The organism is Achromobacter sp. JD-1 (genome assembly GCF_038594925.1).
Lineage (GTDB): Bacteria > Pseudomonadota > Gammaproteobacteria > Burkholderiales > Burkholderiaceae_B > Achromobacter > Achromobacter spanius_C.
The window spans coordinates 46,744-59,351 of record NZ_JBCGCS010000021.1 but is presented as its reverse complement, the minus strand read 5'-3'; the positions used below and the strand labels follow the sequence as shown (position 1 = coordinate 59,351).

Sequence of the window (12,608 nt, the reverse complement as noted above, 5' to 3'; positions counted from 1 at the left end):
ATAAAAGCCAGGAGACAAGCATGAAAAGCAACCCCAAACAGGCCGTGCACCCCGCAGTCGTACGCCACGGGCGCCGGGAATTTGTCGCTGGACTGGGCGCCGCCGCGCTGGCGGCCTCGCTGCCCGGCATGGCCCGGGCGGCGCCAGCCGAGATCAATGTTGGCGTCATCCTGCCGCTGTCCGGCGCCAACGCGCAGTTCGGCATCAATTCCCGCCAGGGGCTGGAATTGGCCGCGGACGAGATCAACGCGGCCGGCGGCATCAAGTCGCTGGGCGGCGCCAAGCTCAAGCTGATCATCGCGGACGCCACCTCGCAGCCCACCACCGCCGCCACGGTGGCGCAGCGCCTGATCACGCAGAACCGCTGCGTGGCGATCATTGGCGCGTACGCCTCGTCGCTGACGCTGGCCGTATCGGAAGTGACCGAACGCCGTGGCATCCCGCTGTTGACCATGTCGTTCTCGGACATGCTCACCGAGCGCGGCTTCAAGCACATCTTCCAGGTGGTGTCCAAGGGCTCGGTGCTGGGCCGCGCTCAATACGATTACGCCGCGTCGGTCGTGGCCGGCGCGTCCAACATCAAGAAGATCGCGCTGCTGTACGAAGACACGGCCTACGGCACCTCGCAGGCGGTGGGCGTGCGCAATGCCGCCAAGGCGGCCGGCGCCGAGATCGTGCTGGACGAGGCCTATCCGCTGGGCATCACCGACGTGACGCCGCTGATCAGCAAGCTGCGCGGCTCCGATGCGCAGATCGTGTTCCCCATTTCGTATCTGAACGACAGCCTGCTGATCATCCGCGTGATGCGCCAGCAACGGCTGACGGTGCCGGTGGTGGGCGGCGCGGCGGGCTACGTGATTCCCGACTTCGCCCGCGCGCTGGGTCAATACGCGCAGGCGGTGCTGTCGATTGCGCCGGCCAACTACGACCAGGCGCCCGAATACACCGAACGCTATCGCAAGCGCTTCGGCACCTTCATGCCGCACGAGGCGCTGGAACACGCCGTGTGCGCGGGGGTGCTGGCCGCGGCGCTGGAGGTGGCGGCATCCGACAAGCCCGAGGCAGTGACCAAGGCGTTGCGTGCGCAGAAGTACGACCAGGGCTGGGCGGGCGTGATGTCGGGCGGCGGCGTGCACTTCGACGCCAAGGGTCTGAACACGCTGGCCCAGCCCATCATGGTGCAGTGGCAGAACAACGAGCTGGTGTCGGTGTGGCCGCGGGAGTTGGCCAAGGGTAGCGTCATCAGCGCCGGCTGATCGGCTTCGCACACGACGGAGGGGGACGGGTCATGCAATTCTTGCAGGCGCTGGTGGACGGCATTCTGCTGGGCGGCGTTTACGCGGTGATCTCGATCGGGCTGACACTCGTTTTCGGGGTGGTGTCCATCGTGAACTTCGCCCAGGCAGAGTTCCTGATGGTGGGCATGTTCGTGGCGTACTTCGCCTGGAAGCTGCTGGGGCTGGACCCGCTTTTGGGGTCGCTGCTGTCATTCGCCGTGGCCTTCGTTCTGGGCGTGCTGACGCAAAAGTTCCTGATCGACCGGGTGATGAAGGCGCCTGCCGTGGCGCAGATTTTCCTGACGGTGGGCTTGCTGATCGTCATGGAAAACCTGGCGCTGATCCTGTTCGGATCAGAGTTCCGCTCGGTGCAGACGCCCTACCAGATGACGGCGCTGGCGCTCGGCCCCATTCTGTTCAGCGCGCCGTATCTGCTGGCCTTCGTGGTGGCGTCGGTAGCCGGGCTGACCCTGTGGTGGGTGCTGAAGAAAACCTGGTGGGGCATGGCGGTGCGCGCCACGGCGCAAGACCCGATGGCCGCGCGGCTGTCGGGCATATCCACCCATCGCGTGCATCAGTTGGCCTTTGGCCTGGGCGTGGGGCTGACGGCCCTGGGCGGCGGCATCATCCTGCCGTATCTCACGGCGTCCACCACCGTGGGCGCGCAGTTCAGCGTGCTGATGTTCACGGCGGTGGTGCTGGGCGGCCTGGGCAGCGTGTTGGGCGCGGTGGTGGGCGGCGTGGCGGTGGGCGTGATCCAGTCGCTGTCATCGCTGGTGCTGCCCATGCAATTGCAGAATCTGGTGCTGTTCGCCATCTTCATTCTGGTCCTGGCCGTGCGCCCGGAAGGTCTTTTGAAAAGGGCGGCATGATGCGCATGAATCGACAACTCTTGCCTTGGGCGCTGCTGCTTGCGGTGGCGCTGGCGGCGCCCTGGTTGATGGAAGACCAGGGCTATACCATACGCGTGGTGACGCTGGTGCTGCTGTTCGCGGCGATGGGCCAATCGTGGAATATCGTGGGCGGGCTGGCGAATCAGATCTCGTTGGGCCATGCGGCCTTCTTCGGTCTGGGCGCGTACACGTCCACGCTGTTGCTGATGCGCTATGGCATTTCGCCGTGGTTGGGCATCGTGGCCGCGATGGCGGTGGCGGCGGTGGCGGGCGCGCTGCTCAGCCTGCCCACCATGCGGCTGCGCGGGCATTACTTCGCGCTGGCAACCTTGGCGTTTGGCGAAGTGCTGCGCGCCATCGCCAACACCTGGGCGTCCGTCACGGGCGGGCCGGTGGGCCTGTCCATTCCGTTCGCGGAAGGTTGGGCGCAGATGCAATTCAAGTCCAGCATTCCGTACTACTACCTGATGCTGGGGGCCGCCATCATCACGTCCGTGGTCTTTGCGCTGATCAGCCGGTCGCGGCTGGGCTACCGCTTGCGTGCGGTGAAGGCCAACCCGCAGGCGGCGGAAGTGATCGGCGTGAACACCGCGCAAACGCGCATCCTGGCCGCCGTGGTGTCCGCCGCGCTGATGGGCGCCTGCGGCACGCTGTACGCGCAGTTCATCTACTTCTTCGACCCGGACACGGTGTTCTCGCTGGTGGGTGTGTCGGTACGCGTGGCGCTCATCTGCATCATCGGCGGCGTGGGCACGGTGGCGGGGCCGTTGATCGGCGCGCTGGTCATCATTCCGTTGGAAGAGGTGTTCAACGATTGGCTGTCGGGCCACACGGCCGGGGTGTCGCAGTTGGCGTTTGGCCTGATATTGATCGCCATCATCCTGATCGAGCCGCGCGGCCTGTCGGCGCTGTGGACGCGGCTGCGCAACCTGACCCGGGGCCAGCATGCCTGACATCCTGAAAGTCTCGAACATCCAGCGCCGCTTCGGCGGCCTGAAGGCGGTGGACGACGTGTCGTTCAGCGTGGCGCGCGGCGACATCCTGGGGCTGATCGGGCCGAACGGCGCGGGCAAGACCACGGTGTTCAACCTGCTGATGGGCTTGTACGCCAGCCAGGGCGGGCGCATCGAACTGGAAGGCCGCGACGTCAACGGCCTGCGCCCCCACCAGATCGCGGCGCTGGGCATGACCAAGACCTTCCAGAACGTCGCGCTGTTTCCCGAGATGACGGTGCTGGACAACGTGCTGGTGGGCGGCCTGCTGCGCCACGACGTGCCGCGCGCCCGCCAGGTGGCGCGCGACAGCCTGGACCGCGTGGGCCTGTCCGCCATTGCCACCAAGCCCGCCGGCGAACTGTCGTTTCCCGAACAGGCGCGGGTGGAACTGGCGCGCGCGCTGTGTACCAACCCCCGGGTCTTTTTGCTGGACGAGGTGATGGCGGCGCTGAACGAGGCCGAGATGGACACCATGCTGGACCTGATCCGCACGCTGCGCGATGAATCCGGCATCAGCTTCATCGTGGTGGAACACCACATGCGCGCCATCATGCGGCTATGCAACCGCATCCTGGTGCTGTCGTTCGGCCAGAAGATCGCTGAGGGCAGCCCCGCCGAAATCGCGGCGAACCCCACGGTGATCGAGGTCTACCTGGGCAAGTCGATGGAACACGTGGAGGCCAGCGCATGAGCCTATTGCAGATTCAGGGGCTGACCGCCTCTTACGACCGCAGCCCGGTCTTGCACGACGTGTCGCTGGAGGTGCCGCAAGGTGGCTTCATCGCGGTGGTGGGCGCCAACACCGCGGGCAAGAGCACGCTGCTGCGCTGCGTATCGGGCTTGCTGGACAAGGTCAGCGGCAGCATCGTCTTCGACGGGCAAGACATCCTGCGCTTGCCGCCGCACCGCATTCCCGAACTGGGCATTGCCCATGTGCCGGAAGGCCGCCACGTATTCCCCGAGATGACCGTCGAAGAAAACCTCTACCTGGGCGGCTACACCCGCCGCCGGGACGGCGCGGCGCTCAAGCGCGGTTGCGACGAGGTCTATGCCCTGTTTCCCCGCTTGCGGGAGCGCCGTCGGCAGGCCGCCGGCACCTTGTCGGGCGGCGAGCAGCAGATGGTGGCGTTCGGGCGCGCGCTGATGCTCAAGCCCCGGCTGCTGTTGCTGGACGAACCCAGCCACGGCCTGGCGCCCAAGGTGGTCGAGGAAATGCACCAGGCCATGATCGACATCCACCGCAGCGGGCTGACCATTTTGCTGGTGGAGCAGAACACGCGGCTGGCGCTGTCGGTGGCCGAACACGCCTACGTGCTGCAATCCGGCGCCATGGTGCTGTCCGGCCCCAGCCACGCGCTGATGGAAGACAGCCGCGTGCGCGAAGCGTACCTGGGGCTGTAGCGATGGGGCTGATGCGATGAGGGTAAGGCTATGAGGTTAAGGCGATGAGGTTAAGGCTATGAGGTTAAGGCTATGACCCTGCGCCGGGATATATTGCGTCTTTACGTTGAATCGGCGGTGCGCGGCGCCCTGGCCAAAAGCCTGGACGGCGGCTTGCGCCCGCCGCCACGCTAAGCGAGAGACAGCCATGCCCACCCCCACCGGTGCGATTTTCGAGAAGCCCACCACCCTGCGTACCCGCGTCGAGGAATACCTGCGCGGCGCCATCATGGATGGCCACATCAAGGGCGGCGAACGCCTGCGCGAAGTGGAGCTCTGTGAGCAACTGAGCATCAGCCGCAGCACGCTGCGCGAGGCCCTGCGCACCCTGGAGGCCGAACGGCTGATCTCCATCGAGCCGCATCGTGGCCCCACCGTGGTGCGCATCACGGAAAAAGCGGCTCGCGACCTGTATGCGCTGCGCGCGCTGCTGGAAGGCTTTGCCGCGCACGAATTCGCGCGGCTGGCCAGCGATGCCGACGTCGCGCGGCTGCGCAAGGCCGTCGATGCCCTGCACCGCCAGGCCAAGGGCAGCAACAAGTCGGCGCTGCTGGCCGCCAAGCGCGATTTCTACGACGTGCTGCTGTCGGGCTGTGACAACGACCTGATCAAGGACATGCTGCCGGGGCTGCTGTCGCGCATCAATCTGCTGCGCGCCACCTCGTTCGCGCGCCCCGACCGGCTGCCGGAAAGCATGGCCGAAATCGACGACATCTTCGAGCGCATCAAGGCGCGCGACCCACAAGGCGCCCAAGCGGCCGCACAGAGCCATATCGTGAACGCGGAACGCACCGCGCTCGACGTGCTCAGGCGCCAACAAGAGGAGGCATCCCCCCGTGAAGGCGACCGTGCAGGAACTGAGGGCCGTGGCGGCCCGGGCACAGCAGGATAGCGAATTCATCAGCGCAGCCAGGGGCCTGCCCTGCGCCATCTGGCTGCAAGTGGGTGCGGATCCGGAAGACCGGGTTTGCGCCTGGGCCGGCCAGCCCGCCGCCCCCTCGCAGTGCATCGTCATCAGCGCCTTGCCGGACACCTGGCACAAGCTGATGACCCCCACCCCTCCCCCCGGTTACCACTCCTACACCGCAGCCCATCGCTTTGCACAGGGCCTGCGCGTCAAAGGCGATGCGCTGGCCATTGCCCAGGCGCTGCACCCCCTGGAACGGCTGTTTGAACTCCTGCGCGGGCAGGTCGAAGACGCAGCGTCCGACCTGTTGGACCGCGGCAGCATCGCCGGCCACTACGCCACGCTGGATCTGGGCGACACCCGCACTTCCCTCTACGTCGAAACCAGCGGTCTGACGGACGGCCCGCCGCTCTTGATGCTGCATACCGCCGGCGCCGATTCCCGCCAATACCACGCACTGATGGCCGATGCCGAACTGCGCGCCCAATGGCGGATGATGGCCTTCGACATGCCCGGCCACGGCCGCAGCATGCCCCTGCCCGGCCACGCCTGGACCGATACCGGGCTGACCCGCGACGCCTATCTGCGCACCTGTCTGGCCGTGATCCGGCAACTGGCGGGCGCGCCCGTCGTCTTGCTTGGCTGCTCGATGGGCGCGGCAATGGCCCTGGTGATTGCCGCCCGCAGCCCGGCGGACGTGGCGGGCGTGGTGGCACTGGAAGCGCCGGACAAGGCCGTGGGCCGCCGCACACCCATGCTGTGCCATCCCCAAGTGAATCAGGCGGCGCACAACCCGGCCTATGTGCGCGGGCTGATGGGCCCCGCCGCCACCTTGCAGGCGCGCCGCGAGGCGGCCTGGATCTATGCGCAAGGCGGCTACAACGTGTACGCCAACGACCTCTGGTTCTACAGCGAAGACTTCGACGCGTCCCAGCACCTGGACGGCCTGGACACGCGCGCGTTCGGTGTATCGCTGCTGACGGGCGCCTACGACTATTCCGCCAGCCCGGAAGATTCTCGCCGCGTTGCCGCGCGGATACCCGGGGCGCGCTTTACCGCCATGCCGGACCTGGGCCACTTCCCCATGGTGGAAAGCCCGCAGCGCCTGATGCGCTACCTGAAGCCCGAACTCGACCACATCCGAACCATCCGAGGAATCGCATGATGCTGCCTGAATACGAAGTCTATGCCCTGCGCTATGCCACCGTGGCGCGCCGCCGCGCGCAGAACTTCATCACGCCGCCCGATCCGCACGACGGCCCGATGCCCATGGATTACTTCGTCTGGGTCATACGCCGCGACCAGCGCGTCTGGCTGGTCGACACCGGCTTCAACCAAGCCGCCGCCGACGCACGCGGCCGCGAACTTCTGCGTTGCCCGATCGATGCCTTGAAAACATTGGGGCTGGCGCCCGACGACATTCAGGACGTCATCGTCACGCACCTGCACTACGACCACGCCGGCAACCTCCGCAAATTACCGCAGGCCCGCCTGCATCTGCAAGAAAGCGAGCTGCACTACGCCTGCGGCTGCAATATGCGTTTCGACATGCTGCGCCACGCCTATGCGGTTGAAGACGTGCTTGATGTGGTGCGGGGCGTGTACGACAAGCGGGTGGACTTCTACCACGGCCACGATGAACTCGCCCCGGGCCTGCAACTGCTGCACATCGGCGGCCACACGCAGGGGCTGCAAGCGGTGCGGGTGCATACGGCGCGCGGCTGGATCGTGCTGGCCTCGGATGCCAGCCACTACTACGACAACATGGGTTTGGACGCGCCGTTTCCCATCGTGCTGAACGTGGCCGACATGCTGGCCGGTTACGAGACCTTGCTACGCCACGCCGAGTCGCCGGACCACATTGTGCCGGGGCACGACCCGCTGGTCAGAAGCCGCTACCCAGGCGTCGTGCAGGGCGACACCGAAGTCGTTGCCCTGCACCTGCCGTGCATCCATCCAGCCTGACGGTGATCCGCCGCGCCTTGCGCATTCAGTAGCGCAGTTGCGCGTCCCGTCCGGCAGACGCCGCTTGCGCCAGCGCCCGAGTAATGATGCTGGTGGACACGTTGGCGAAGTAACGAGCGCCCAAGGCGCCGTACTTCGCTTCGTCCTCAGGCGTCAGCGCAATGATGCCGGGGCATTTCCCAGCGGATGCAATGGCCTTCAAGCCCTGTTCGATAGCCTGCTGCACGGGCGCGGCCGTCCAGTCGCTGCCGTGGCCCATCGCGTGGGCCAGGTCGTTCGGGCCGATGAAGACGGCGTCCACGCCCTCCACCGCCGCGATCTCCGCGGCCACCGCAATGGCTTCGGGGGTTTCGATCATGGCGATGAAGCCGATGCCGTCGTTGCTGCGCTGCGTGTGCCCCGCCCCGCCAAACGCGCCATAGCCCGCCGCGCGGGTGCTGAAGGCGCTGCCCCGGCGGCCCAGCGGCGGGTAGTGCACCATGGCCGCCAGCCGCCGCGCCTGCTCGGCGCTTTCCACCATGGGCACCTGCACCGCGCTGGCCCCCATGTCCAGCACGCGTGGCAGGTCGTGTTCAAAGCAGCGCACCACCGGCACGATGCCCGCCGCGCGGGCGGCGCGCAGCATGTGTTCGGTGGTGCCGAGATCAGCGCTGCCGTGCTCGTTGTCCAGAATGATGAAATCGAAACCGGCGTACGCGCACATCTCCACGATGGCCGGGCTGGGCAGCCCGTTGAACAAGCCGCGCAAGGGCTTGCCGCTGCGCAGCATGTCCGGCAGGCGGCCGTCCAGGGGATGGTGGGAAGGGGTCATGGACATCTCCTATGGCTGGGAAAGGCGATCAGTCTGCCTGGATACCGGCGTCCTTGATGACCTTGCCCCATTTTTCGATTTCGCTGCGCTGGAATTGCGAAAACGCCGCCGAGCCGCGTCCGTCCGGCGCCACACCCAAGGTCAGCAGCTTGGCGCGCACCTCAGGCGTTTTCACGATGGCCGCCAATTCGCGCGCCAGTCGGTCCACCACGGGCTTGGGCGTACCGGCGGGCGCGAAGACGCCTTGCCAAGACTGCATTTCAAACCCGGGCAAACCCAGTTCCGCCAAGGGCTTCACGCCCGGCAGGTCGGCCAGCGGCGCGGCGGACGTCACGCCCAGCACCTTGACGCGCTTGGAATCGATCATCGGACGCGCGGCGGCCACGGTTTCAAAGACCATGTCGATCTGCCCGCCTATCAAATCCACCATGGATTGCGAGCCGCCCTTGTAGACGATCTGGCGCAACTGCGTGCCGGAGATGGACTGGAACAGTTGGCCCGACAAGTGTTGCGAGGTGCCCGCGCCCGCCGTGCCGTAGGTCAGCGTGTCCGGCTTGGCGCGCGCTGCGTCGATCACTTGCTGCACCGTGTTAAAGGGGCTGTCGGCACGCACCACCAGTGCATTGCTGACCATGCCAACCAAGGCAATCGGCGTGAAGTCCTTGACCGGGTCATAGCCCAGCTTCTTGATGAAGAACGGGTTCACAGCGTGCGTGGTGATGGTGCCGCCTTCGATCGTGTAGCCGTCGGGTTCGGCGCGCGCCGCCAATTGCGTGCCGACGATGCCGGAGACGCCCGGCTTGTTCTCGACGATGACGGATTGACCCAGCCGCGCGCTCAACTGCTCGGCGAGCAGGCGCGCCACGCCGTCAGACACGCCCCCGGGCGAGAACGGCACGATGTATCGAATGTTCTTGGTGGGCCAGGCGGCGGCGTCGCCTTGGGCGTGGGCCAGGGTGGCGGTCAGGCCGAACGCCGCAACGGCGCTCAGGGTACGGATGAAAATGCTGCGCATGGGTGTGTCTCCTGCTGAGAGTGTTGAGCGCGTCTGTTGCGCGCTTTGCGTTGTTGCCGGTAAAAAACAAAAGGAAATCAGAGTCCTGCCCGAACGGTGGCGCGTTCGATCAGGCTGCACGGCACGACGATGTCGCGCGGTCGTAGTTCGGCCTGCATCTGCTCACGCAGCAAGGCCACCGTGGCGTCCACCATGGGTTCAACCTGCTGGCGTATTGTCGTCAGGCGGTAGGCGCCCCATGCCGCTTGCGGCACATCGTCGAAGCCCACGACCGCCACGTCTTGCGGCACGCGCACGCCGAGTTCCTGGCGCAGCACATCCAAGGCTGCAATCGCCATGTGGTCGTTGCCGGCAAAGAGCGCGTCGGGTGCGTCGGACGCTTCGCCAGCAAACAGCCGGCGCACTGCCTCTTGCGCGCGGTCAAAGTCGTAATGGCCCACTTCGCGCCGATGCAGCGCGTGGCCCAGTTCGTGCAGGCCGTCGACAAAGCCGCGTTCGCGCTCGATGCTGGTCGATGAATCTTCCAGGCCCGCCAAGTAGGCAAAGCGCCGGTAGCCGCGTTCCACCAACAAGCGCGCCGCCATCTGGCCGCCCGCGTAGTTGTCCGACGTGACCGAACTGCTGGCATGCCGCGCCAAGCCGCCCAGAATGGACACGCGGTTGAACTGCACCACCGGCACGCCGACCTCGGCACAACTGCGCGCCACATTCGATGACAGCATGGCGGACGCCATGACGATGCCGTCCACCTGGTATTGCAAAATTTCCGCCAGCACACCGTCGGCCGCCTCATCGACTTCCGCGATGAACATCAGCACGTGATAGCCCTCTTTCTGCAGCTTCTGCGACAGCTTTTCGATCACCAGCGGATAAAACTGGTTTTCCAGATAGCTCATCACCAGCGCCACGATACGGCTGCGCCGCGTGATCAGGCTGCGGGCCAGCGCGTTGGGCCGGTAACCCAGCTTCTGCGCCGCCGCCAGCACCTTGCGGCGTGTGGCTTCCGACACGCTGGCGCCCGGCGTGAACGTGCGGCTGACGGCGGACTGGGACACCTCCGCCAGGTCCGCCACGTCTTGCGCGCGGGGCGCGGTCTTCATGCGGCTGTCCATCCCGCGTCCAGCATCAACGCGCTGCCCGTCATCAGGCTGGACGCCTCGCTGGCCAGGAACACGATGGCGCCCATCACTTCGTCCAAGCGGCCGACGCGGCCCAATGCATTGCGCGCGCAGACCCAATCGCGAAAGCCGGGTTGCTCCAGCATGCCGGCCGTCATGGGGGTTTCGATGAAGGTCGGGCACACGGTATTCACGCGGATGCCCGCCCCGCCCACTTCCCAGGCCAGCGCGCGCGTCATGCCTTCCAGCGCGTGCTTGCTGGCGCAGTACAAGGTGCGGCGGGGGCTGCCCACATGCCCCATCTGCGATGACACGTTGATGATCGACCCCGGCAGGCCATCCTTGAGCAGACGGCGCGCCACCGCGCGGCTGGTGTAGAACGCTGCCTTGACGTTCAGGTCCAGCACCGCGTCGATATCCTCGTCGGACTGCTCCACCAAGGGCTTGGGGCGATTCATGCCGGCGTTGTTCACCAGGATGTCGAAGGGGTCGGCTTGCGCCACCGCATCGTCCACAGCGGCGGAGTCGGTCACGTCCAGCACCAGCGCGGCGCAGTCGATGCCTTCGGCGCGCAAGGCCTCACAGACTTGCAGCAATTCAGCCTCGCGGCGCGCCGCCACGGTCACATGTGCACCGGCGCGGCCCAGCGCGGCGGCGGCAGCCAGGCCGATGCCGCCGCTGCCGCCCGTCACCAGGGCACGGCGTCCGTCCAGCCGGAAGTCGGGTCCTTTGGGCAGTGAAATCATGCTTGCGCCTCAACCGGCTGATACCAGGGCAGGTCGGGCCGGGCGCCATAGCGACGCACGCGGATGTTGGCCTGCTCGCCGTGGCCCGCGAAATTTTCCATATGACACAGGCGCGAGCAGTATTCGCCCATCGTGGTGCTGGCCGCGTCGGTCAGCACGCGCTGGTAGGTGCAGGTCTTCAAGAACTTGCCCACCCACAAGCCGCCCGTGTAGCGCGCGTTGCGGTTGGTCGGCAGCGTGTGGTTGGTGCCGATCACCTTGTCGCCAAAGCTGACGTTGGTGCGCGGCCCCAGGAACAGCGCGCCGTAGTTCGTCATGTTGTGCAGGAAGTAATCGGGGTCGCGCGTCATGACCTGTACGTGCTCGAAAGCCAGCTCATCGGCCACTTGCAGCATTTCCTCGATCGTGTCGCAGACGATGACTTCGCCACAATCCGCCCAGGCCTGCGACGCGATGCCGGCGGTGGGCAGGATGGCCAATTGGCGTTCCACTTCGGCCAGGGTGTCCTGCGCCAGTTGTTCACTGTTGGTCAGCAGCACGGCGGGTGACGTGGGGCCGTGTTCGGCTTGCCCCAGCAGGTCCACCGCGCACAGCTCGCCGTCCACGCTGTCGTCAGCGATCACCAGCGTTTCGGTGGGGCCGGCAAACAGGTCGATCCCCACGCGCCCGTACAGTTGCCGCTTGGCTTCGGCCACGAACATATTGCCCGGCCCGACCAGCATGTCCACGGGCGCCACGCTGGGCGTACCCACCGCCATGGCCACCACGGCCTGCACGCCACCGAGCACCAGGATTTCGTCGGCGCCGGCCATGTCCATGGCGGTCACGATGGCCGGATGCGGCTTGCCTTGATACGGCGGCGCGGTCGACACAACGCGCTTCACGCCCGCCACCTTGGCGGTCAGCACGCTCATGTGCGCCGAGGCCAAGAGCGGATATTTTCCGCCGGGGATGTAGCAGCCCACGGCATTCATCGGCACATGCTTGTGGCCCAACACCACGCCGGGATACGTTTCCACTTCCACGTCGCGCATCGAATCGCGCTGGATCTGGGCAAAGTTGCGTACCTGGGTCTGAGCGAAAGCGATGTCTTCGATTTCGCGCGCCGACAACTGCTTGCGGGCGGCTTCGATGTCCGCGCGCGACAGACGGAAGTCTGCCGGGTCCCAGTTGTCGAACTTGCGGCTGTAGTCGCGCACGGCATCGTCGCCGCGCACCTCGATGTCGCGGATGATGCCTTCCACGGTGGCGCGCACCTTGGCGTCATCGTCGGTTTTTACGGCGGCGGTGCGGCCGCGCTTCAGATAGCGAATCATGGTTTTCTGGCCCTGCGATCGTGAGTGGTTCAACAAAGTGAGGCCACTTTCGAAGGCTTGCATACGTATGCAAATAGGGAAAAACCCTGACCCGATCGCGATCGGTGCGCCAGAGTTCAGCTAGG

The 12,608-nt window shown here is 66.2% G+C and carries 13 protein-coding genes; 8 read left to right on the top strand and 5 right to left on the bottom strand.

Translation table 11 applies throughout. From position 1 onward, the window contains the following. Nucleotides 1-20: 20 nt before the first annotated feature. The 8 genes from WBR68_RS25185 (at nt 21) to WBR68_RS25150 (ending at nt 7,477) form a co-directional block, all read left to right on the top strand. Nucleotides 21-1,256: an ABC transporter substrate-binding protein gene (locus WBR68_RS25185; RefSeq protein WP_230695570.1), complete on the top strand. Its 1,236-nt coding sequence runs from the start codon at nt 21-23 to the stop codon at nt 1,254-1,256. A gap of 32 nt (nt 1,257-1,288) precedes the next feature. Next, nucleotides 1,289-2,149: a branched-chain amino acid ABC transporter permease gene (locus tag WBR68_RS25180; protein WP_127185992.1), complete on the top strand. Its 861-nt coding sequence runs from the start codon at nt 1,289-1,291 to the stop codon at nt 2,147-2,149. Nucleotides 2,150-2,154: 5 nt separating this feature from the next. Next, nucleotides 2,155-3,123: a branched-chain amino acid ABC transporter permease gene (locus WBR68_RS25175; protein WP_230695569.1), complete on the top strand. Its 969-nt coding sequence runs from the start codon at nt 2,155-2,157 to the stop codon at nt 3,121-3,123. Beyond that, nucleotides 3,116-3,856 (top strand): ABC transporter ATP-binding protein, encoded by a 741-nt coding sequence (locus tag WBR68_RS25170; protein ID WP_127185993.1) that lies wholly within the window; start codon nt 3,116-3,118, stop codon nt 3,854-3,856. The genes WBR68_RS25175 and WBR68_RS25170 overlap by 8 nt, the downstream gene beginning before the upstream one ends. Beyond that, entirely contained in the window at nt 3,853-4,566 is a 714-nt protein-coding gene (locus tag WBR68_RS25165) for an ABC transporter ATP-binding protein (protein WP_050445840.1), read from the top strand. The genes WBR68_RS25170 and WBR68_RS25165 overlap by 4 nt, the downstream gene beginning before the upstream one ends. A gap of 187 nt (nt 4,567-4,753) precedes the next feature. Beyond that, a complete protein-coding gene (locus WBR68_RS25160; protein WP_050445839.1) occupies nt 4,754-5,497 on the top strand; it encodes a GntR family transcriptional regulator in 744 nt (247 codons plus the stop codon). Next, nucleotides 5,442-6,677, top strand: a complete 1,236-nt coding sequence (locus WBR68_RS25155; RefSeq protein WP_230695568.1) for an alpha/beta fold hydrolase — start codon at nt 5,442-5,444, stop codon at nt 6,675-6,677. Before WBR68_RS25160 ends, WBR68_RS25155 begins: the two co-directional genes overlap by 56 nt. Beyond that, on the top strand, nt 6,674-7,477 hold the full coding sequence (locus WBR68_RS25150; RefSeq protein WP_230695567.1) for an N-acyl homoserine lactonase family protein: 804 nt from the start codon (nt 6,674-6,676) through the stop codon (nt 7,475-7,477). The genes WBR68_RS25155 and WBR68_RS25150 overlap by 4 nt, the downstream gene beginning before the upstream one ends. Nucleotides 7,478-7,502: 25 nt before the next feature. Here WBR68_RS25150 and WBR68_RS25145 read toward each other — a convergent pair whose 3' ends face one another. The 5 genes from WBR68_RS25145 to hisD form a co-directional block, all read right to left on the bottom strand. After that, nucleotides 7,503-8,288, bottom strand: coding sequence for an HpcH/HpaI aldolase family protein (locus WBR68_RS25145; RefSeq protein WP_050445836.1), 786 nt, complete (start codon nt 8,286-8,288; stop codon nt 7,503-7,505). Nucleotides 8,289-8,316: 28 nt separating this feature from the next. After that, on the bottom strand, nt 8,317-9,303 hold the full coding sequence (locus WBR68_RS25140; protein WP_050445835.1) for a Bug family tripartite tricarboxylate transporter substrate binding protein: 987 nt from the start codon (nt 9,301-9,303) through the stop codon (nt 8,317-8,319). A 77-nt stretch (nt 9,304-9,380) separates the two neighbouring features. Continuing rightward, on the bottom strand, nt 9,381-10,403 hold the full coding sequence (locus tag WBR68_RS25135; protein ID WP_050445904.1) for a LacI family DNA-binding transcriptional regulator: 1,023 nt from the start codon (nt 10,401-10,403) through the stop codon (nt 9,381-9,383). Further along, nucleotides 10,400-11,167 carry an SDR family NAD(P)-dependent oxidoreductase gene (locus tag WBR68_RS25130; protein WP_230695566.1) on the bottom strand — a complete coding sequence of 256 codons (768 nt, stop codon included), beginning with the start codon at nt 11,165-11,167 and terminating at the stop codon, nt 10,400-10,402. Before WBR68_RS25130 ends, WBR68_RS25135 begins: the two co-directional genes overlap by 4 nt. Further along, nucleotides 11,164-12,483 (bottom strand): histidinol dehydrogenase, encoded by a 1,320-nt coding sequence (gene hisD, locus WBR68_RS25125; protein ID WP_230695565.1) that lies wholly within the window; start codon nt 12,481-12,483, stop codon nt 11,164-11,166. Before hisD ends, WBR68_RS25130 begins: the two co-directional genes overlap by 4 nt. Nucleotides 12,484-12,608 lie beyond the last annotated feature (125 nt).

Excerpts from the sequence above, each read along its gene's own strand:
- WBR68_RS25185 (WP_230695570.1), top strand. The coding sequence starts at position 21 with ATGAAAAGCAACCCCAAACAGGCCGTGCACCCCGCAGTCGTACGCCAC.
- WBR68_RS25180 (WP_127185992.1), top strand. The coding sequence starts at position 1,289 with ATGCAATTCTTGCAGGCGCTGGTGGACGGCATTCTGCTGGGCGGCGTT.
- WBR68_RS25175 (WP_230695569.1), top strand. The coding sequence starts at position 2,155 with ATGAATCGACAACTCTTGCCTTGGGCGCTGCTGCTTGCGGTGGCGCTG.
- WBR68_RS25170 (WP_127185993.1), top strand. The coding sequence starts at position 3,116 with ATGCCTGACATCCTGAAAGTCTCGAACATCCAGCGCCGCTTCGGCGGC.
- WBR68_RS25165 (WP_050445840.1), top strand. The coding sequence starts at position 3,853 with ATGAGCCTATTGCAGATTCAGGGGCTGACCGCCTCTTACGACCGCAGC.
- WBR68_RS25160 (WP_050445839.1), top strand. The coding sequence starts at position 4,754 with ATGCCCACCCCCACCGGTGCGATTTTCGAGAAGCCCACCACCCTGCGT.
- WBR68_RS25150 (WP_230695567.1), top strand. The coding sequence starts at position 6,674 with ATGATGCTGCCTGAATACGAAGTCTATGCCCTGCGCTATGCCACCGTG.
- WBR68_RS25145 (WP_050445836.1), bottom strand. The coding sequence starts at position 8,288 with ATGACCCCTTCCCACCATCCCCTGGACGGCCGCCTGCCGGACATGCTG.
- WBR68_RS25140 (WP_050445835.1), bottom strand. The coding sequence starts at position 9,303 with ATGCGCAGCATTTTCATCCGTACCCTGAGCGCCGTTGCGGCGTTCGGC.
- WBR68_RS25135 (WP_050445904.1), bottom strand. The coding sequence starts at position 10,403 with ATGAAGACCGCGCCCCGCGCGCAAGACGTGGCGGACCTGGCGGAGGTG.
- WBR68_RS25130 (WP_230695566.1), bottom strand. The coding sequence starts at position 11,167 with ATGATTTCACTGCCCAAAGGACCCGACTTCCGGCTGGACGGACGCCGT.
- hisD (WP_230695565.1), bottom strand. The coding sequence starts at position 12,483 with ATGATTCGCTATCTGAAGCGCGGCCGCACCGCCGCCGTAAAAACCGAC.